General features: G+C 73.2%; 18 protein-coding genes. 8 read left to right on the plus strand and 10 right to left on the minus strand.

Annotated elements, in window-relative coordinates; translation table 11 throughout:
* Positions 1-110: 110 nt before the first annotated feature.
* The 4 genes from B6R96_RS13795 to B6R96_RS13805 all read left to right on the plus strand — a co-directional run bounded on the left by B6R96_RS13795 (position 111) and on the right by B6R96_RS13805 (position 2,845).
* Positions 111-1,703 (plus strand): acyl-CoA carboxylase subunit beta, encoded by a 1,593-nt coding sequence (locus B6R96_RS13795; RefSeq protein ID WP_081522598.1) that lies wholly within the window; start codon positions 111-113, stop codon positions 1,701-1,703.
* Positions 1,704-1,724: 21 nt separating this feature from the next.
* The gene (locus tag B6R96_RS13800; RefSeq protein ID WP_184791824.1) at positions 1,725-1,931 is read left to right on the plus strand and encodes an acyl-CoA carboxylase epsilon subunit; all 207 of its coding nucleotides are present in this window, start codon (positions 1,725-1,727) and stop codon (positions 1,929-1,931) included.
* A gap of 80 nt (positions 1,932-2,011) precedes the next feature.
* Positions 2,012-2,146, plus strand: a complete 135-nt coding sequence (gene mmpB / locus B6R96_RS38530; protein WP_257789492.1) for a morphogenic membrane protein MmpB — start codon at positions 2,012-2,014, stop codon at positions 2,144-2,146.
* A 69-nt stretch (positions 2,147-2,215) separates the two neighbouring features.
* Positions 2,216-2,845, plus strand: a complete 630-nt coding sequence (locus B6R96_RS13805; RefSeq protein WP_184791634.1) for a nucleoside triphosphate pyrophosphatase — start codon at positions 2,216-2,218, stop codon at positions 2,843-2,845.
* Here B6R96_RS13805 and B6R96_RS13810 read toward each other — a convergent pair.
* The 5 genes from B6R96_RS13810 to B6R96_RS13830 all read right to left on the minus strand — a co-directional run bounded on the left by B6R96_RS13810 (position 2,826) and on the right by B6R96_RS13830 (position 6,768).
* Positions 2,826-3,305 (minus strand): hypothetical protein, encoded by a 480-nt coding sequence (locus B6R96_RS13810; RefSeq protein ID WP_081522599.1) that lies wholly within the window; start codon positions 3,303-3,305, stop codon positions 2,826-2,828. The two genes, B6R96_RS13805 and B6R96_RS13810, sit on opposite strands and share 20 nt — an antisense overlap.
* Before the next feature lie 119 nt (positions 3,306-3,424).
* On the minus strand, positions 3,425-4,036 hold the full coding sequence (locus tag B6R96_RS13815; protein ID WP_081522600.1) for a class I SAM-dependent DNA methyltransferase: 612 nt from the start codon (positions 4,034-4,036) through the stop codon (positions 3,425-3,427).
* Complete coding sequence (locus B6R96_RS13820) at positions 4,036-4,851, minus strand: PIG-L family deacetylase (RefSeq protein WP_053705129.1); 816 nt, start codon at positions 4,849-4,851, stop codon at positions 4,036-4,038. The genes B6R96_RS13815 and B6R96_RS13820 overlap by 1 nt, the downstream gene beginning before the upstream one ends.
* Positions 4,848-5,522, minus strand: a complete 675-nt coding sequence (locus tag B6R96_RS13825; protein WP_053172880.1) for a GNAT family N-acetyltransferase — start codon at positions 5,520-5,522, stop codon at positions 4,848-4,850. The genes B6R96_RS13820 and B6R96_RS13825 overlap by 4 nt, the downstream gene beginning before the upstream one ends.
* 58 nt (positions 5,523-5,580) lie before the next feature.
* Entirely contained in the window at positions 5,581-6,768 is a 1,188-nt protein-coding gene (locus B6R96_RS13830) for a macrolide family glycosyltransferase (protein ID WP_081522601.1), read from the minus strand.
* 83 nt (positions 6,769-6,851) lie between these two features.
* Between B6R96_RS13830 and B6R96_RS36795 the strand changes: the two genes are divergently transcribed.
* Positions 6,852-7,388: a hypothetical protein gene (locus tag B6R96_RS36795; protein WP_159396324.1), complete on the plus strand. Its 537-nt coding sequence runs from the start codon at positions 6,852-6,854 to the stop codon at positions 7,386-7,388.
* A complete protein-coding gene (locus B6R96_RS13835) occupies positions 7,385-8,554 on the plus strand; it encodes a beta-ketoacyl synthase N-terminal-like domain-containing protein (protein ID WP_081525096.1) in 1,170 nt (389 codons plus the stop codon). The genes B6R96_RS36795 and B6R96_RS13835 overlap by 4 nt, the downstream gene beginning before the upstream one ends.
* A gap of 70 nt (positions 8,555-8,624) precedes the next feature.
* On the opposite strand, the gene B6R96_RS13840 is transcribed toward B6R96_RS13835, so the two are convergent.
* From B6R96_RS13840 to fabF, 5 genes are all read right to left on the minus strand, one after another.
* Positions 8,625-10,103 carry a class I adenylate-forming enzyme family protein gene (locus B6R96_RS13840; protein ID WP_237291419.1) on the minus strand — a complete coding sequence of 493 codons (1,479 nt, stop codon included), beginning with the start codon at positions 10,101-10,103 and terminating at the stop codon, positions 8,625-8,627.
* A complete protein-coding gene (speB, locus tag B6R96_RS13845; protein WP_081522603.1) occupies positions 10,100-11,131 on the minus strand; it encodes an agmatinase in 1,032 nt (343 codons plus the stop codon). Before speB ends, B6R96_RS13840 begins: the two co-directional genes overlap by 4 nt.
* A 1-nt stretch (position 11,132) precedes the next feature.
* Positions 11,133-11,903: an enoyl-ACP reductase FabI gene (gene fabI, locus B6R96_RS13850; protein ID WP_081522604.1), complete on the minus strand. Its 771-nt coding sequence runs from the start codon at positions 11,901-11,903 to the stop codon at positions 11,133-11,135.
* A 282-nt stretch (positions 11,904-12,185) separates the two neighbouring features.
* Positions 12,186-14,810 (minus strand): class III lanthionine synthetase LanKC, encoded by a 2,625-nt coding sequence (gene lanKC, locus B6R96_RS13855; RefSeq protein WP_081522605.1) that lies wholly within the window; start codon positions 14,808-14,810, stop codon positions 12,186-12,188.
* Positions 14,807-16,096, minus strand: coding sequence for a beta-ketoacyl-ACP synthase II (fabF, locus tag B6R96_RS13860; RefSeq protein ID WP_081522606.1), 1,290 nt, complete (start codon positions 16,094-16,096; stop codon positions 14,807-14,809). Before fabF ends, lanKC begins: the two co-directional genes overlap by 4 nt.
* Positions 16,097-16,342: 246 nt before the next feature.
* Here fabF and B6R96_RS13865 point away from each other — a divergent pair, with 246 nt between their 5' ends.
* Positions 16,343-17,293, plus strand: a complete 951-nt coding sequence (locus B6R96_RS13865; protein ID WP_081522607.1) for a ribonucleotide-diphosphate reductase subunit beta — start codon at positions 16,343-16,345, stop codon at positions 17,291-17,293.
* A gap of 77 nt (positions 17,294-17,370) precedes the next feature.
* A complete protein-coding gene (locus tag B6R96_RS13870) occupies positions 17,371-17,616 on the plus strand; it encodes an acyl carrier protein (RefSeq protein WP_081522608.1) in 246 nt (81 codons plus the stop codon).
* Positions 17,617-17,622 lie beyond the last annotated feature (6 nt).

The following is a 17,622-nucleotide window of genomic DNA, read 5'->3' on the forward strand; positions in this document are numbered from 1 at the left end:
AAACGCCGCACTGCCGAGCGCCATGCCCGCCGATACGCTACGCACCAGTAGCCAGCAGTAGTCAATCAATTGACCAGGCAGTTGACACCACGCAGGGAGCCGCGACCCCGATGTCACAACCGTCAGAGCCGATCGACATGCACACCACCGCGGGCAAGATCGCGGATCTGCAGCGCCGCATCGACGAAGCCACCCACGCCGGGTCCGCGCGTGCCGTGGAGAAGCAGCACGCCAAGGGCAAGCTGACGGCGCGTGAGCGGGTTGCCCTCCTGCTGGACGAGGGATCCTTCGTCGAGCTCGACGAGTTCGCCCGGCACCGTTCCACCAACTTCGGTCTCGAGAAGACCCGTCCCTACGGCGACGGCGTCGTCACCGGCTACGGCACGGTGGACGGCCGCCCGGTGGCCGTGTTCTCGCAGGACTTCACCGTCTTCGGCGGGGCCCTCGGCGAGGTCTACGGCCAGAAGATCATGAAGGTCATGGACTTCGCGCTGAAGACGGGCTGCCCGCTCGTCGGCATCAACGACTCCGGTGGCGCCCGTATCCAGGAGGGCGTCAGCGCGCTGGGCATGTACGGGGAGATCTTCCGCCGCAACGTCCACGCGTCCGGCGTGATCCCGCAGATCAGCCTGGTCGTCGGGCCGTGCGCGGGTGGCGCCGTGTACTCCCCGGCGATCACCGACTTCACGGTCATGGTCGACCAGACCTCGCACATGTTCATCACCGGCCCGGACGTCATCAAGACGGTCACCGGCGAGGACGTCGGCTTCGAGGAGCTGGGCGGGGCGCGCACGCACAACAGCACGTCCGGCGTCGCGCACCACATGGCGGGCGACGAGAAGGACGCCATCGAGTACGTGAAGTCACTGCTCGCGTACCTGCCGTCGAACAACCTCTCCGAGCCGCCGGCCTTCCCGGAGGATGCGGACACCGAGGTCTCCGACACCGACCGCGAGCTCGACGTACTGATCCCGGACAGCGCGAACCAGCCGTACGACATGCACACCGTGATCGAGCACGTGCTCGACGACGCGGAGTTCCTGGAGACGCAGGCCCTGTTCGCGCCGAACATCCTGACCGGCTTCGGCCGCGTCGAGGGCCACCCGGTGGGCGTCGTCGCCAACCAGCCGATGCAGTTCGCCGGCTGTCTGGACATCGACGCCTCCGAGAAGGCGGCGCGGTTCGTGCGGACCTGCGACGCCTTCAACATCCCGGTGCTGACCTTCGTGGACGTCCCGGGCTTCCTTCCGGGCACCGACCAGGAGTACAACGGAATCATCCGACGCGGCGCGAAGCTGATCTACGCGTACGCCGAGGCCACCGTTCCGCTGATCACCGTCATCACCCGCAAGGCCTTCGGCGGCGCGTACGACGTCATGGGCTCCAAGCACCTCGGCGCCGACCTGAACCTGGCCTGGCCGACCGCGCAGATCGCCGTCATGGGCGCGCAGGGCGCCGTGAACATCCTGCACCGCCGCACCATCGCGGAGGCCGCCCCCGAGGAGGTGGAGGAGACCCGGGCCCGGCTCATCACCGAGTACGAGGACGCGCTGCTCAACCCGTACACGGCGGCCGAGCGCGGCTACATCGACGCGGTGACCATGCCGTCCGAGACCCGGGCGCACGTGGTGAAGGGACTGCGGCAGCTGCGCACCAAGCGGGAGTCCCTGCCGCCGAAGAAGCACGGCAACATCCCGCTCTAGCCCCTCCAGGAGGACTCTGTGGTGATCAAGGTCGTCAAGGGCAACCCGACCCCGGAGGAGCTGGCCGCCGCTCTGGCGGTGGTCCAGGCGCGCGCGGCGGTGCTGGCCATGGCACCGTCGGGCGCTCCGCCGGTCGCGGACGAGTGGTCGACGCCGGCCCGCGTGGCCCGGCGGCGGGTGCCGCACCCGGGGCCGCGGGCCTGGGGACGTACGTACTGGCCCGCGTAGCCGAATTGATGTGAACGGGCGGTGGCGCCTGAGTACGGGTACTCAGGCGCCGCACCCCTTTCCGGGGCCAGGATCGGGGCATGCTCTGGTCCGACCCGAAGAACGAGCCGCCCAAGGACATGCGCGACGCGCAGGCGATGATCCGGCGGCTGAGCCTGGTGCTCGCCCTCGCCATGCTCGTGGTGGTCTACGTCCTGGGCGTGGGCCACTTCTAGGGGGTGCCGGCCACCCTGTGGGCCGCCCTGCCGGCCATCCTGTGAGCCGCCCCGTGGGCCGCCCCTACGATGGCCACCATGACTGCCACACCTGAGCCCGCGACCGGGCGCAAGCTCGTCCTCGCCTCCGCCTCCCCCGCCCGGCTGAACCTGCTGCGGCAGGCCGGGCTCGCCCCGCACGTGATCGTCAGCGGTTTCGACGAGGACACCCTGAACCACGACGAGCCGGCCGCCCTGGCGCTGGCCCTCGCCGAGGCGAAGGCGGCCGTCGTGGCGGGCCTGGACGAGGCCGCCGGCGCCCTGGTGATCGGCTGCGACTCGGTGCTGGAGCTGGACGGCGAGGCGCTGGGCAAGCCGGCCGACGCCGACGAGGCCACCGCGCGCTGGAAGTCGATGCGCGGGCGGGCCGGCGTGCTGCGCACCGGGCACTGCGTGATCGACACGGTGAGCGGCCGTCAGGTCTCGGCGACGGCGTCGACGACGGTGCGCTTCGGCGAGCCGACGGACGCGGAGGTAGCCGCGTACGTGGCGAGCGGGGAACCCCTGCACGTGGCGGGGGCGTTCACGCTGGACGGGCTGTCGGCGCCGTTCATCGACGGCATCGACGGGGATCACGGCAACGTCATCGGGCTCTCGCTGCCGCTGCTGCGCTCCCTGCTGGGCGAACTGGGCGTGTCCATCACGGACCTGTGGGCTTGAGCTCCCCGATCGGCGGCGCGGGCGGCAGCGGCGGGGCGTCCCCTTCCGGGCCGCCCTCGCCGCCGCCCGGCCGGGCGGCGTAGAGCGTCAGGGTCAGGACGAGCAGGCACAGGATAAGCGTCGTCGTCGCGAAGGCGAGCCAGCCGATCAGGGCGACGGAGAGGATGCCGAGCACGCCGTGGGCCACGGCGCCGCTGATGAGCACGATGCGGCCGAAGCGGTTCGGGGCGCGGTCGCGGATCGCGGCGACGGCGGCGAGCACGGCGCACAGGACGAGGAAGGCGCCGATGCCCGCCCCCATCGCATAGGTCGCCTTGGACATGACATCCGGATCGCTGCCCGCGATGGACATGGACTGGTTCGCCGTGGTCCGGCCGAGCACGATGTGGACGAGCACGAGGACCGCCGCTTCCACGACGAGCACGATCGCGGCCAGTCCGGCCACGAGTCTGCGCAGCACTACGCCCCACCCCCCACGTGTCACAAGCCTGTTCGACGCCTGGAGGCTACTAACGGGTAGCGCGGCGGGCAAGACATCCGCACACCCGGCTTGCGGGGCATGATCCCGGAGTCGGGGCCCTACGGTCGGCGTCGCAGGAGGTCCAGCCGGTAGCGGGTGTCGTAGCGGGTCGCCTCCCTGCCGTCGACCCGGTGCATGCCGGGGGCGGCGCGGAAGACCTCGTGCACGCCCCGGCCGGTCATGACGCCCGCCGGGCCCTCGTCCTCGTGGACCCAGTGCGCGAGGAGCAGGTGCCCGCCGGGGCGCAGCCGTGCGGAGATCCGCAGGGCCGCGAGTCGCAGGTCCGGGGCCGAAAGGTAGTAGCCCACCTCGGACATGACGACGAGGTCGAGGTCCGCGTCCCCGTCCACCAGGTCGTCGGGCACGCGGAGCGTGGCGAGGGAGACGTTCGCCAGGTCGGCGCAGTTGCTCCGGGCCTGCTCGATCGCGGCTGCGGAGCAGTCGGTGGCGAGGAGCTCGTCGCAGTGCGGTGCCAGCAGCCGGGTGAGGGCGCCGACGCCGCAGCCGATCTCCAGTGCGCGGGCGAAGCGGCCGGCGGGCAGCAGGGCGGCGGTGTCGGCGAACTTCTCGCGTTCGTAGGCCTTGTGGAGGGTCCCCCAGGGGTCGGACCGGGAGCGGTACGCCTTGTCGAAGTGCGCGGTGGACACCGAGGTGCGGCGGGTGGCGGGCATCAGTGCTGCTCCTGCTCCTGAGTGCGTGCGGGGGTGTCCGGGCGCGGCTCCAGTTCCCAGACGAGTTCGGCCCGGAGGGGGCCGGGCCGGCGCAGGAAGGGGCCGTGGCCGACGGCGACCGGGGCGAGTTGGGAGGCGTGGCACAGGACGGCCGCGCGCTTGGCGGCCCACTCGGCGTCGTCGAGCCGGACGTCGTACGCCACGCGCATCCGGTACCGGCTCGCCATCTCCCGCAGCGCGCCCCCGTACTGCGGGTCGCGCGCGAGGCGGTCGGGCGCGGCGTCGGTGCCCCAGCGGCGCACGGCTCCGGTGTAGGGGAGGTCCGCGTACGCGTACGTACGCCGGCGGGCGGCGTCGGCCGTCGTGGCGAGGGCGGCGAGTGCCTGGTCGCGGACGGCCGCGTGGTCCGGCTGGTCGGTGCCCAGCGGCACCAGGACCGCGGTGTCCGGGTGCAGTTCCCGCAGGAACGGCCCCAGCCCGGTGAGCTCGCCGCCCTGGCGGTACGGGCTGTCGGCGTTCGGCAGCGTCAGCTGGCGCACGCCCATCAGGGCGCAGGCGCGCGCGTCCTCCTCCCGACGCGCGCGGTACGCCTCCTGGGCCGTGGCGAACCCGCAGCCCGCGTCCCACCAGGAGACGCGGGCCGTGGCGGGCGGCGGGCCGCCGTGGACGGTCAGCACCGCGGTGGGGCCGGGCAGGCGGCCGAGCAGGCCGGCGACGGAGAGGGCCGCGTCGTCGAAGTGCGGGGAGAGGACGACCGTGTTCCAGCGCGGTCCGGCCGCATCGGACGGGGCCCGTTCCGCCGCCGGCGGGGTCACTGCGCGTCCTTGCCGGTGGCGGCGAGCAGGAGTCCGGACGAGGTCTTGCCGAACGGGCCGGCGATGTACTCGGCGAGGAGCCGGCGGGCCTCGGCCTTGTCCTCCTCGGGGATGGCGTCGGGGAGGGAGAAGGTGGGGTCGGTGCGCTTCAGCTCTTCGACGGCCGCGTAGTACTCGTGGCGCAGCAGTCCCCACACCGCGCCGTCGTGGTGGCGGCCGTCGAGGTAGAAGTACTCGCGCAGGATGCCTTCGAGGGTGAAGCCCACGCCGGTCACCAGGCGCAGCACGTTCTTGTTGTAGAGCGCGGTGGTGAACTGCACGCGGTGGGCGCCCCGCGCGTGGAAGAGGTGGTCGATGAGCAGGTCGAAGGCTTCGGCGCCGAGGCCGCGGCGCCACAGCTCACGGTCGCCGATCGCACCGCCGAGGACGTAGCCGCCGACCGGGCCCTGGGCCTTGAAGTGCACGGCTCCCACGGTCCGGTCGTCGGCGTCGCGGACGGCGAACTGACGCAGCCCGCCGTTCTGGTCGAGCCTGCGGAACTCCTCGGCGGTGACGACGTCGCCGTCGGTGGCGGCCATGACGGCGGCGGGGGCGTCGGGCCCGAACCACCGTGCCATCAGCTCGTAGTCCTCGTCCCTGGGCCGTTCGAGCCTGACGAGTTTGCCCTGCATGGTGACTCCCTGAGTGAAGGTGATGGGTGGGTGGGCGGACCGGTGAAGGGGCGGGGGGTCAGTTGCCGTCCGGGGCGGGCGCGACCAGCCGTTCGAGGCGGTCGGCGGCCTCGGGGGCGGCGCCCGCGGAGCGCAGTTCGTCGCGCATCCGGGCCGCGCCGGCGCGGATGCGGGGGTCGTCCATGACGCGGACGAGGGCTTCGCGCAGGGTCCGCGCGGTCAGCCGGTCGCGGTCGAGGCGGACGCCGAGGCCCAGTCGGTCGATGCGTTCGGCGACGGCGGTCTGTTCCTGGGTCTGCGGGACGGCCACCATCGGGGTGCCGTGGAGCAGGGCCTCCATGGTGCTGCCCATGCCCCCGTGGGTGACGAACGCGTCGGCGCGGCGCAGGACGGCGAGCTGGGGTACGTGCGGCCGGGCGTCGACGTGCTCCGGCAGCGGGCCGATGGCGTCGGGGTCGATCCCGGGCCCGTACGCCATGACGACCTGCCAGGGCAGGTCCGCGACGGCCTCGCCGCACATCCGGAAGAACTCGGGCCAGTCGTAGCAGGCGGTGCCCAGCGCGATCAGCAGCACCGGACGGTGGTCGTCGGCGGGCTGCCAGTCGCCCTGGAAGCCGCGGTCGCCGCCGCAGGGTCCGACGAAGGCGAAGCGGTCGTCGAAGGTCTCCCCGCAGTACTGGAAGGAGCGCGGCAGGAAGACCAGGCGCAGCGGCTCGGTGTGGCCGAGGAAGGCGGTGACGGAGTCGCCGTCCCCGGACAGGCCGTGGGCGGTGAGGAAGCGGGTCAGCTCGCGGACGAAGCGCAGGATGCCGGGGTGCAGCGGATGGTCCGCGAGGAACTCCGCCTCCAGGGAGAAGTGCTCGTTGGAGACGAAGGAGGGCCACATCTCGGCGGCCGGGATCCCCCACCGGGCGGCGAGGACCCGGCCGGCCCAGGCGATCCCGTCGTAGGCGATGACGTCGGGCCGGTCGTCGGCCCAGGCCTCGGTCAGTACGGGCAGGGCGGCCTCGGCCTCCCGGAGGAAGTCCGTCGGGGAGATGTCCAGGCCGTCGTCGGTCAGGGCGTCGTCGACCGGGTTGCGGTAGACGACGGGTTCCGCACCGACGGCCCGCACGGTCTCGGCGAACGCCTCGGTGACCGCGTAGGAGACGCGGTGGCCCCGGCGCACCAGCTCTTCGACCAGGCCGAGCGTGGGGTTCACATGACCGTGCCACGCGATCCCGACGAATCCGACGTGGAGCGGCATGACTCCCCTTTCACTTCATTGACAAAACTTGACTACAGGCTGAGCATATTCGACAGATCATGACTTGCGGTAGAGGGGTTGGGATGACGACAGGAACCAGAGCGCCCGTCGCGGTGCCGTGGCACCGCGCGCTCGCCGGGACCGACGAGGCCCGGTTGGCCGCGGCCCCGGTGCTCGCGGCGGCGCCCACGGTGCACCGCAAGCCGGTGGACGCGGCCTCCGCGGCGCTCGGCGCCGCCTTCGGCGCGCTGCCCGAGGAGCTGCGGGCGACGGCCCCGCTGTACGTCCTGTGCCGCGACTACGGCACCTGGGCGGCCCGTCGCTTCGTCGCCCGCTGCCACGACCCCGCGCGCCGGCTGCGGCCCTCGGACTCCGTAGGACTGGAGACCTCGGAACTGGTGCGCCCCTACCTGACCGCCGCGGAACACCGCGGGGACTGCTACCTGCTGGCGCAGCTCCCGGCGGCGCGGCTCCCGGTGGCGCAGGCGGAGTTCACCCCGCCCGTCACCGCCGCGCGCCCGGCCGCCGTCGTTCTGGACCTGATCGTGTTCCCCGGCGAGGACCCGCGCGACGCGGACTGTCTCGCCCTCGCCACCACGTGGAAGGCGTCCGGCCTGTGAGCGACATCGTCATCAGCGGACTCGGCCTGGTCACCCCCTTCGGCCGCGGTGTGGAGCCGTACTGGCAGGGTCTGCTCGGCGGGCGCTCCGCCCTGGGCGCCGCCCGGCGCTTCGCCGCGCCGCTCTACCGCGGGGAGCCGGTCGGTGAGGTGCCGTGGGACCCGGCGCCGGGCGACGCGCCCCGCAAGAGCGCCTACGCCCGCGCGGCGTTCGGCGAGGCGCTGCGCGCGGCCGGTCTGGCGGAGCTGCCGGACGGCGCCGTGGTGCTCGTCGTCGGCCAGGCCCCGGCCACTGCCCCGGCGCCGGCACCGGCACCGGCACCGGCACCGGCACCGGACGGTCGGCTCCTCGACGAGGAACGGGAGTTCCTCGGCCCGGATCCGGCGGGCGTGTTCGGCTCCGGCGGCGCCTCCGCGTCCCCCCGCGTCCTCCACCTCTCGCACGCCTGCGCCTCGGCCGTCTTCGCCGTCGGGTACGCCCGCGAACTGCTGCGCGCGGGCGCCACGCCCGTCGCCGTCGTGGTGGGCTCGTCGGTGCTCAACCAGTACGAGTACGCCAGCATGGACGTCGTCCGGGCCGTCGGCCGCACCGCCGCCCGGCCCTTCGACGCCGAGCGGGCGGGCATCTCCCTCGGCGAGGGCGGCGGGGCCGTCGTCCTGGAGCACGCCGAACGCGCCCGCGCCCGCGGCGCCCTTGCCGACATCGCCGTCGCGGGCGCGGCCTGCCGGGTCTCCGGCCCGAAGGCCGCGGCCTCCGATGCGGCCCAGGTCGCCCGGTGCATGCGCGACGCCCTCGCCGACGCCGCCGCGGACCGGCTGGACCACGTCCACGCGCACGCGACCGGAACGGGTCAGGGCGATGCGGCGGAGCTGACGGCCCTGGAGGCGGTGGCCGCGGAGAGCGGCGCCCGCGCCCTGCCCGTCAGCTCGCACAAGGGCGCCATCGGCCACCTGCTGCACATCTCGGGCGCCCCGGCGATCGCCGCGGCCGCCCTGACCCTGCGCACCGGCATCGCCCCGCCCACCGCGGGTCTCCGCGCCCCCGAGCCGACGGAGCGCCTCGTGCTGCCGACGGCCCCGCTGGAACTGACGGGCGCCCGCGCCGCGGCCGTGAACAGCTTCGGGTTCGGCGGGAACAACGCCTCGCTCCTCCTGCTCCGGCGCTGAACAGCGGGTCGCTCCGCCCGCGGGGGAACGGGCGGAGCGACCGGTACCGGGAGGGCCGGGCGGGCCGGCGTCAGCCCCCCACACCGACCATCCTGCGCAGCTCCGCCGTGTCGGTCTTCCCGTTGGCGCTCAGCGGGAACCGGTCCACCACGTGGACGGCATTGGGCTGTTCGTACGCGGCCAGGTGCGGGGCCATCCGCCGCCGCCAGTGGGCGGGCGAGGCACCCTCGGGGTCGGCCACGACGAAGTGCAGGGCCCAGCCGCGCCGCACGTCCTCGACGGGCAGGGCCTTCACCTGGCGGCCGCAGGCCTCCGCCTTGCGCTCCAGGCTCTCCGGGTACAGCGTGAAGCCCGACCGGTGCACCGCCTGGTTGCGGCCCACGACGTGCAGATTGCCGTCGGCGTCGACGTACCCGAGGTCGGCCGTCGCGTACCAGGAGTCCTGCGGCACGGGCGCGAGCGTGCCGTCGCCGAGCAGGTGGCCCTCCATCAGGCCGGGCGAGAGCACCTCGATCTCACCGAGCTCGCCGGGTGCGGCCTCCTCGCCGTCCGGGCGGATCACCCGTACCCCGATGCCGGGCAGCGGCCGGCCGCAGCCGGTGGGCGCGTCGGGCGTGGCCAGGGAGACGTTGCCGAGCTCGGTCAGCCCGTACCCGTCGAGCAGCGGGCGCCCCAGCGCCTGCGGGAAGGCGGCGGCGAGCGGGGCGGGCAGCGGCGCGCCGCCGACGCCCCACAGGCGTACGCGGCTCAGCGCGGCGCGCAGCTCAGGGCGGCGGCGCACCACGCCGAGCAGGGAGTGGTAGGTGGACGGGGCCGCGTCCACGGCGGTGACCCCGTGGTCGGCGGCTTGTGCGAGGGCCACGTCGAGCCGCTGGTAGGGCGTGACGACCAGGGTGCAGCGGGCCAGCCACCACAGCAGCACCACGGACAGGCCGTACTGGTGGGAGAAGGGCAGCAGCGGGGCGAGGACGTCGTCCGCGCGGTAGCCCATGGCCCGGACGGTGCGGAGGGTGTTGTCGTGGAGGGCGCGCCCGGACTTCACGATCCCCTTGGGGCGGCCGGTGGTTCCCGAGGACCACAGCACCACGGCGTCGGTGCGGGCGAACCAGGCGGCGAGGTCGACCTCGCCGTCCAGGGGGGCGGACCCGGCCCCGCAGCCGGGGTAGGCCAGTACGCCCTCGCCCGGGAAGTCGCCGGCACCGTCCTCGCCGGTCAGCAGCCAGCGGGCCCGCGCCCGGCGGGCGGCGAACCGTCCGTCGGCGGCGGACTGCCGGTGGTCCACCGGGACCAGGGAAGCGTCCAGGTGCATCAGGGCGAGCAGGGCCACGACGTAGTCGACGCAGTTGTCGCCCTTGACCAGGACCCGGTCGCCGGGAGCGACACCGCGGCCACGCAGCTCCCGTGCGGCGGCGAGCACCCGGCGGGTGAGCGCGGGCCCGGTGAGCGTGCCGGCCGCGTCGGCGAGTGCGGGGGCCGCGGCGGGAGCGGCGACCACCGGGTCCGGGGGCACCGTCCGTGCCGTCGGTTCCTGGGTCCTCGTCACGGTCACCGGTGTGTTCCTTCCTGCATGTCCCGTTCCAGCAGCGGTGTGCGCGGATCCCATCGCGTCGTGCCCGGGGCCAGGTCGCGGCGCCGCCGGGCGATGCCGGAGAGCGCCTCCAGGACGACGCGGTTGCCCAGGTAGGCGGTGATCTCGGCGTGGTCGTAGGGCGGAGCCACCTCGACGACCTCGACGCCGACCACCGGGAGCTCGTAGGCGATCCGGCGCACCGCGTCCAGGAGTTCGCGGGAGGTGAGGCCGCCCGGCTCCGGGGTGCCGGTGCCCGGCGCCTGGCCCGGGTCCACCACGTCCACGTCGACGGACAGGAACACCCCGTCGCAGTCGTCCGTGGCGATGGCGAAGGCCTCGGTGAGGCAGGCCGGCAGGCCGCGCGAGGTGATCTCGGACATCTCGTACGAGCGCATGCCCTGGCCGGCCATCCAGCGCAGGGTGTCGGGGCCGGGCCAGTAGCCGCGCAGCCCGATCTGCAGGAAGCGGTCGCCGCGCACCGCACCCGACTCGATGAGCTGGCGCATCGGCTTGCCGTGGCCGTAGAGCGGGCCGTCCTCCACTTCGCCGGTGTCGGCGTGCGCGTCGAAGTGCAGCATCGCGATCCGCCCGAAGCCGTGATGGCGGGCCAGCCCGCGCATGTCGGGAAGGGCGATGGTGTGGTCGCCGCCGAGGACGACCGGGACGGCGCCGAGCGCGGCCGTCATCCGGACCGCCTGCTCGATGTTCTTGATGCTCTGCTCGATGTCGCCGGAGTAGCAGGGGACGTCCCCGGCGTCGTACACCTTCAGTTCCGTGAGCGGGTCCACGCCCATGGCCAGGCTGCGGCGGGCGCCGTTCTGCGGCAGGTAGCAGGCCTGGCGCATGGCGGAGGGGCCGAAGCGGGCGCCGGGCCGGTGCGAGGTGCCGCCGTCGAAGGGGGCGCCGAGGATGACGACGTCGGCGTCCTCGGGCGGGTCGGACAGGTCGAGCCGCGGCACGCCGAGGAAGGTGATGTCGGGCCCGTGGGCGGATCCCAGGTGGTGCACGTCAGCTCCCGATGATGTGGTGGCCGCCGTCCGCGTGGACGATCTCGCCCGTGGTCGCGGGGAGCCAGTCCGACAGCAGGGCCAGGCAGGTTCGGGCGACGGGGGCCGGGTCGGCGGCGTCCCAGCCCAGCGGGGCCTTCGTCGCCCACCCGGCCTCGAAGGACGCTCCGTCGCCGCCGATGCCGCGCGCGGCCAGGGTGCGCAGGGGGCCGGCCGCGACCAGGTTGACCCTGATGCGGTCGGGTCCGAGCTCGCGTGCCAGGTAGCGGCTGCACGCCTCCAGCCCCGCCTTGGCCACGCCCATCCAGTCGTAGCCGGGCCAGGCCCGGGAGGCGTCGAAGTCCAGGCCCACGACGGACGCTCCGGGGCGCAGCAGGGGTCGGCAGGCCACTACGAGGGCCTGGAGCGAGTACGTGGAGGTGTGCAGGGCGGCCGAGACGTCGTTCCAGCCGGCGGTCATGAATCCGCCGTCGAGGCATGCGGCGGGGGCGTGCGCGACGGAGTGGAGCACGCCGTCGACGCCGTCGAGGTGCTCGCCGACGCGGTCGGCGAGCTGGGCGAGCTGGTCGGGCGCGGTGACGTCGAGTTCCACGACCGGGGGTGGGTGGGGCAGCCGGCGGGCGAGCCGCTGCACCAGCGAGGTGCGTCCGTACGCGGTGAGGACGATGTGCGCGCCCTCCTGCTGGGCGAGGCGCGCCACGGCGTAGGCGATCGAACTCTCGGTGATCACACCGGTGATGACGAGTCTCTTGCCGTCGAGCAGGCCGCTCATCCGGGTCTCTCCCTCAAGGTCCTTCGGGGGCGCCGGTGTCGGCCCGGCGCACAGAACGCGCGGAACGCGCGGAAAATGGACGAGCTCCGGTGCCGCCCCGAAGGGCGGGCACCGGAGCTGCTCAGCTCGTTCAGCAGTGGTTGCTGGCGGTGCTGGCGACGCGCGTGGTCTCCTCGGCGGGGACCTCAAGGCCCTGCAGGTCGAGAACGATCGACATGATGTTTCCTCCTCTCCGATGTATCGGGGTCAGTGGACGACCGGTCGGCGGATGCCGTCCGGAACTCAGGGGGCGTGGTGGTCCACGCCGGTGGGGTGCCGGTCCGTGCGCGGCGCGAGGAAGGGCAGGAAGTCCCGCCGTCCGTCCAGTGCCGCGGTGAGGGCCAGCAGGATGCCGGGGCCGCCGGTGGCCAGGTCCATCGAGATCCTGCGCAACTGCTCGCCGGGGAAGGCGAGGTGGCCGCGGTAGGACAGCGCGTGCCAGTGCAGTCGTGACAGGTGCCGCGCCACGGCCGGCCCGGGTGCCGCTCCCGCGGTGCGGGTGCGCAGCGAGGCGAGCGTGGCCAGCAGGCCGGCCCGGCCGCCGAACAGGTGCGGCTCGATGGTGAACTCCGGCTCGGCCGCCCGCACCAGGAGCGGAAGGGCCTGCTCCAGCCGGTCGTCCGGGCGGTGGGCGAGGACCTGGTCGGCGACCAGCGCGATCCCTGCACTGCCCACCTCCAGGTACGGCAGCGACCGGAATCCGCCGTCGACCTGGAGCGAGCCGTCCTCGGCCGTGGTGCACAGGTCGAGGTCGTGGTGCAGCGCCCGGACCGCCAGGTCGAGGTGGGCCGTGTCCGCCGTGTCCTCGTACAGCCGCAGGAAGAACAGGGCGGGTCCGGACCAGCCGCGCAGCAGCCCGGCCCGGCTGCCCCGGCCGGGGCCGGCGGCAATGCCCGGGGCGGTGCCCAGGGCGATCGCCTGCGCCGTCCGGTCCGCGAGGGCCAGGGCGTGGCGCAGATGGTCGCCGCCCGTCCGGGCCGCGGCGTCGAGCAGGTCGAGTCCGATGCCCGCCGTGCCGCGCTGCAGGCTCACGTCGCGCAGGGCCCCGACGGCGTCCGCACTGCGGGCCAGCAGTCCTTCGGCCGCTTCCAGGTGGCCGAACTCCCGCAGGACGTGGGCGACTCCGTGTGCCCCGTCGTAGAGGCCCGGCCGCGAGGGCGGTCGTCGGTCGGCCGTCTTCAGCAGCCACTCCTCGTGCTCGGGGAAGCGCCCCGCGCCGGAGGTGTGCAGCGCCCACAGGACGCCCGCCGCTCCGTGGGCGAGGCCCAGCCCGTCGGTGAGGAACTGCCGTACGTCGCCGGGGAAGAGCCGATCGGTGCGCTCGGGGGTGGCCGAGAGCAGGACGGCTTCCGCCAGTGACTTGCGTACGGCCGCCCAGTCGGGCCGCGCCTCGTCCAAGTCCACGCTCAGCGGCTCGCGGAGCACGGGCGGCACCCGGTCGCGGGCCTGCTCGCCGGGGGCCAGTTCGCGGCGTACGGCGTCCAGGCTGCCGGCGGGCAGGGCGAACCGTTGCTCGGCGATGTCCGCCTGGTGTACGCCGCGGCCCGGGTCGAGCTCGTTCAGCCCGGTGAGCGGGAACAGCAGCCACAGCCGCAGGGCGGCCAGGGCGTGCCGGTCGATGGCGAAGCCGGTGCGTCCGGTGCCGGCGAAACCGGGGTGGCCGAGGCCGAGCCGGTCCGCCTCCTCTACGGGTACGGCGAGTTCGAAGTCGACCAGTGAGACGCGGTCCTCGTCGTCGATGAGGATGTTCGCCGGGTGCAGGTCGCCGAAGATCATGCCGCGGGCGTGCACCTCGGCGACGAGTGCCTCGATGCGGTCGGCCACGGTCTGCGCCCGGCGGGCGTAGGCGGTGAGTTCGGTGTCGGTCGGTCCGGCCTTGGTCAGCGGGTAGTGCCGGGCCAGCCAGCCCTGCAGGGTGTCGCCCTCCAGGTGCTGCACGGCCAGGAAGTGGTGCTCCCACACGACGCGGTGCTCGTACAGGGCGGGGATGCCGGGGATGCCGGCGAGGTGTTCCATGGCCCGGCGCTCCCGCGCCAGCCTGGTCACCGCGTCCCGGCCGCGGCCGTCGAGGCCCGCGTGGGGGCGGCCCTCCTTCAGCACGACCTGGCGTCCTTCGGCGTCCTTCGCCAGGTAGACGCCGCCGCCGTTGGAGAAGTGCAGGGCGCGCTCGACCCGGTACGGGAAGTCCGCGGCCGAGCCGCTCGCCTCGCGGGCCGCCAGCTGCTCGGCCAGGAAGGCGGGCATCTCGACCCAGTCGGGCACCTCGAAGACGGGCCGGCGCCGGTCGGGGACCAGCGTGCCGTCGGGGCGTTCGATCGCCGCGACGGGCGTGCCGTCCTCGTCGGTGCACCAGCGGGCGATGAAGCCGCCGTAGCGCACGTGCAGCGGTCCGGCACCCCACCGCAGGTCGGTGAGGATGTACGGGCCCGCCTCGCCGTCGAGGAGCGCGCCCAGCTCTTCGAGGGCTCGGTGGAGCTGGCCCTCGTCGCTCGGGTAGATCGTCACCAGCTTGCCGCTGGAGGAGCGCGGTGCGTACTTGAGGCTGTGGGTCGTCAGGACGTCGACGCTGCGCAGGAACTTGAACGGCAGCCCCTCGCGGGTGCAGTACTCCCAGGCGGCGTCCACGATGCGGCGGGCGTTGTCCGGCAGACCGGAGATGTGGATCTTCCAGCCCTGCTGCGGCATGACGTGGCCGACCGGCGTGTGCACGATCCACACGTCCATCTCGCGGCGTTCCCAGCCCTCGGGGGCGGGGGCGGCGGTGCGGGTGAACCAGGAGGTGTCGTCCTCGTTGTGGCGGCCGGCGATGTCGTAGAAGACGCGGTCGGCCTGGCAGTACTCCTCGGGCTGCGGCCTCGTGCTGGTCATCGCTCTCCTCCCTGGGACCGGTGCTCCCCGGGGTGGGCCCGGAGGACGAGTACGGCGTTGTGCCCGCCGAATCCGAACGAGTTGCTGAGCACCGTGCGTACGGCGTGGGGCCGCGCGGTGTGCGGGACGTAGTCCAGCTCCGGGTCCTCGGGGTCGTCGCAGTTGACGGTCGGCGGCACGATGCCGTCGCGGATCGTGCCCACCGCGGCGATCAGCTCGACGGCTCCCGCGGCGCCGATCATGTGACCGGTCATCGACTTGAGGGAGCTGATGGGCACGCGCAGGGCGTGCCGGCCGAACACCGCGCGGATGGACGCGCTCTCGATGCGGTCGTTGAGCTGGGTGCCGGTTCCGTGGGCGGAGATGTGGTCGATCTCCTCGGGCCGCACCCCCGCGTCGTCCAGGGCGTCGGTCATGGCCTGGCGGGCGGCGAGGCCCTCGGGGTGCGGGTGGGTCGAGTGGTACGCGTCGGTGGTCGCGCCGTAGCCCGCCAGTTCGGCCAGGACGGTGGCGCCCCGGCGGCGTGCGTGCTCGGCGGACTCCAGGACGACGATGCCCGCGCCGGCGCCCATGACGAACCCGTCCCGGGCCCGGTCGAAGGGGCGGCTGGCCAGGGCCGGATCGTCGTCGCGGCGGGACAGGGCGCCCGCGTTGGCGGCGGCGGCGAGGTCGAGCGGGTTGACCGCGTCGTCCGCGCCGCCGGCGATGACGACGTCCGCGTATCCGTGCCGGATCATCCGCATCGCGTCACCGATGCAGGTGGCGCCGGTCGCACAGGCGGTGGCGGTGGCGCCGGAGGGGCCCCGTGCGCCGAGCCGGAAGGCGATCTCGCCCGCCGCGCTGTCCAGCGAACCGCTGGAGGCGAGGTACGGGGTCATCCGGCGGCGTCCGTGGTCGCGCAGGTCGTGGATGGCCGACTGCATGAGCTGGCCCGGTCCGTATCCGGAGCCCACGAGCACGGCGGTACGGGTGGCGAGTTCCTCGCCGATCTCCAGCCGGGCCTGCCGTACCGCCTGGAGGGCGGCGGCGAGCCCGAACTGTGCGTACCGGTCGAGCCGGCGGCCCTGCTTGTTGGGCATGTACGGCTTCGGGTCGAAGTCCACCACCTCGCCGGCGAACCGGGTCGGAAGGGTGTCGGCGTCGTAGCGGCCGATGGCCCGGATGCCGGTGCGGCCGGCGAGGGCCGAGGCCCAGAACTCCTCGGTGGTGCAGCCGATCGGGGAGACGACGCCGGTGCCGGTGATGACCACGCGGCAATCCGTGGCACGAGCCCGTGTCTGCGTCATGTCCGCCTCCCTTCCTGGTTGCCGTGAGCTTCAACAGCCTTGCGGGGAGGGCCTGTTGGGCCGCCCCGTCGGGCTGATGACCAAACATTGACACACTCTCGACTCGAGAGTCAAGAAACATGACTGAACAAATCTCGGAGGCAACCTCACAGGACCCGATCCGCGTTGACGATGCGCCGTGAGTGCTGTTCACTGTCGAATTCATGGATAGTCATGGACTTGACTCAACAGTCATGGAGAGTTGATATGCCGCGCTGGAGCACACTGCTGCTCGACGACGCCTCGCTCGCCGAGATGCCGAAACTCCCCTTGAAGGACGTCCTTCGGCACGCCGATCTCGTCACCGAACAGCAGCCACAGCCACAGGCTCTCTACGAGCGCTGGGAGAAGCAGCAGTGGTCGGCCCAGGCCATCGAACTGGGGCCGGACCGCGAGGACTTCGACAAGCGGCTGCCCAAGGCCGCCCGCAGGATGATCGAGGAGTCCATCGCCACCTTCATCATCGGCGAGTACACCGGACTCGACCTGCTGGGCCCGATCCTGACCGGGGCCCCGGAGGAACGCGACCACCTCTACCTCGGTACGCAGATCGCCGACGAGACGCGCCACACCCAGCTGATGCTGCGGCTGGGCGAGGAGCTCCTCGGTCTGGACCCCGACCCGAAGCGGATGCTGGTGCAGGCGTGGAACATGGTCACGCCGGCCCACCAGGAGCTCAGCCGCGTCGAGACCGAGATCATCCGGGAGCTGCAGGAGAACCCGTCGGACTACCGGCGGTGGCTGCGCGCCGTGGCCCTCTTCCACCTGATCACCGAAGGCGTCCTCGCCCTCGTCGGCCAGCGGGCCATCGTGAACTCCCTGCACGGCATTCCGCTGCTCGCCGGACTGAAGGCCGGCTTCACGGCCATGTGCCGCGACGAGTCACGGCACGTCAGCTTCGGTCTGCACGCCCTGCGCCAGGGCGTGCAGGAGGGCTACGGCGACGACATCCGCGAGGTCATCGAGCTCGCCGCGCCGATCGCCCTCAACATCGAGGAGGGCGGAGAGGCCGACTCGGCCCCGCAGGGGCTGACCATGAAGCAGCTCGGCATCGAGAGCCTGTACCGCCAACTGCGGCTCATCGGCATCGAGAAGAAGTTCGCCGACCACGTCGTCGACCTCTCCGCGCTGAAGCCGGTCCCCGAAGAGGACCGCTGAGCCGGCGCACCGGCACAGCATCCGCCACCGCACCCGTACGCACCTACGCACGCACGCACCCAAGAGAGGCAACCGCCATGACGCGTGAAGAGATCATCTCCGGACTCGCCGAGATCCTGAACGAGGTCGCCGACGTCGAACCGGCCGACGTGACCGAGGAGAAGCACTTCATCGACGACCTCGACGTCGACTCCCTCGCCATGGTCGAGGTCATCGTCGCAGCCGAGGAGCGCTTCGGGGTCACCCTCCCCGAGGAGGAGCTCAAGGAGCTCCAGCTCGTGTCCGACATCGTGATCCGCATCGAGAAGCAGCTGGCCGCCTGACCGGCC

It is taken from the genome of Streptomyces sp. Sge12 (assembly GCF_002080455.1).
In the GTDB taxonomy this organism is placed as follows: domain Bacteria; phylum Actinomycetota; class Actinomycetes; order Streptomycetales; family Streptomycetaceae; genus Streptomyces.

Bases quoted from the DNA above. Each gene is read 5' to 3' on its own strand.
- B6R96_RS13830 (WP_081522601.1), bottom strand. From the start codon at position 6,768: ATGCCGCTCCACGTCGGATTCGTCGGGATCGCGTGGCACGGTCATGTG.
- fabF (WP_081522606.1), bottom strand. From the start codon at position 16,096: ATGACGCAGACACGGGCTCGTGCCACGGATTGCCGCGTGGTCATCACC.
- B6R96_RS13795 (WP_081522598.1), top strand. From the start codon at position 111: ATGTCACAACCGTCAGAGCCGATCGACATGCACACCACCGCGGGCAAG.
- B6R96_RS36795 (WP_159396324.1), top strand. From the start codon at position 6,852: ATGACGACAGGAACCAGAGCGCCCGTCGCGGTGCCGTGGCACCGCGCG.
- mmpB (WP_257789492.1), top strand. From the start codon at position 2,012: ATGCTCTGGTCCGACCCGAAGAACGAGCCGCCCAAGGACATGCGCGAC.
- B6R96_RS13815 (WP_081522600.1), bottom strand. From the start codon at position 4,036: ATGCCCGCCACCCGCCGCACCTCGGTGTCCACCGCGCACTTCGACAAG.
- fabI (WP_081522604.1), bottom strand. From the start codon at position 11,903: ATGAGCGGCCTGCTCGACGGCAAGAGACTCGTCATCACCGGTGTGATC.
- B6R96_RS13865 (WP_081522607.1), top strand. From the start codon at position 16,343: ATGCCGCGCTGGAGCACACTGCTGCTCGACGACGCCTCGCTCGCCGAG.
- lanKC (WP_081522605.1), bottom strand. From the start codon at position 14,810: ATGACCAGCACGAGGCCGCAGCCCGAGGAGTACTGCCAGGCCGACCGC.
- B6R96_RS13825 (WP_053172880.1), bottom strand. From the start codon at position 5,522: ATGCAGGGCAAACTCGTCAGGCTCGAACGGCCCAGGGACGAGGACTAC.
- B6R96_RS13870 (WP_081522608.1), top strand. From the start codon at position 17,371: ATGACGCGTGAAGAGATCATCTCCGGACTCGCCGAGATCCTGAACGAG.
- B6R96_RS13805 (WP_184791634.1), top strand. From the start codon at position 2,216: ATGGCCACCATGACTGCCACACCTGAGCCCGCGACCGGGCGCAAGCTC.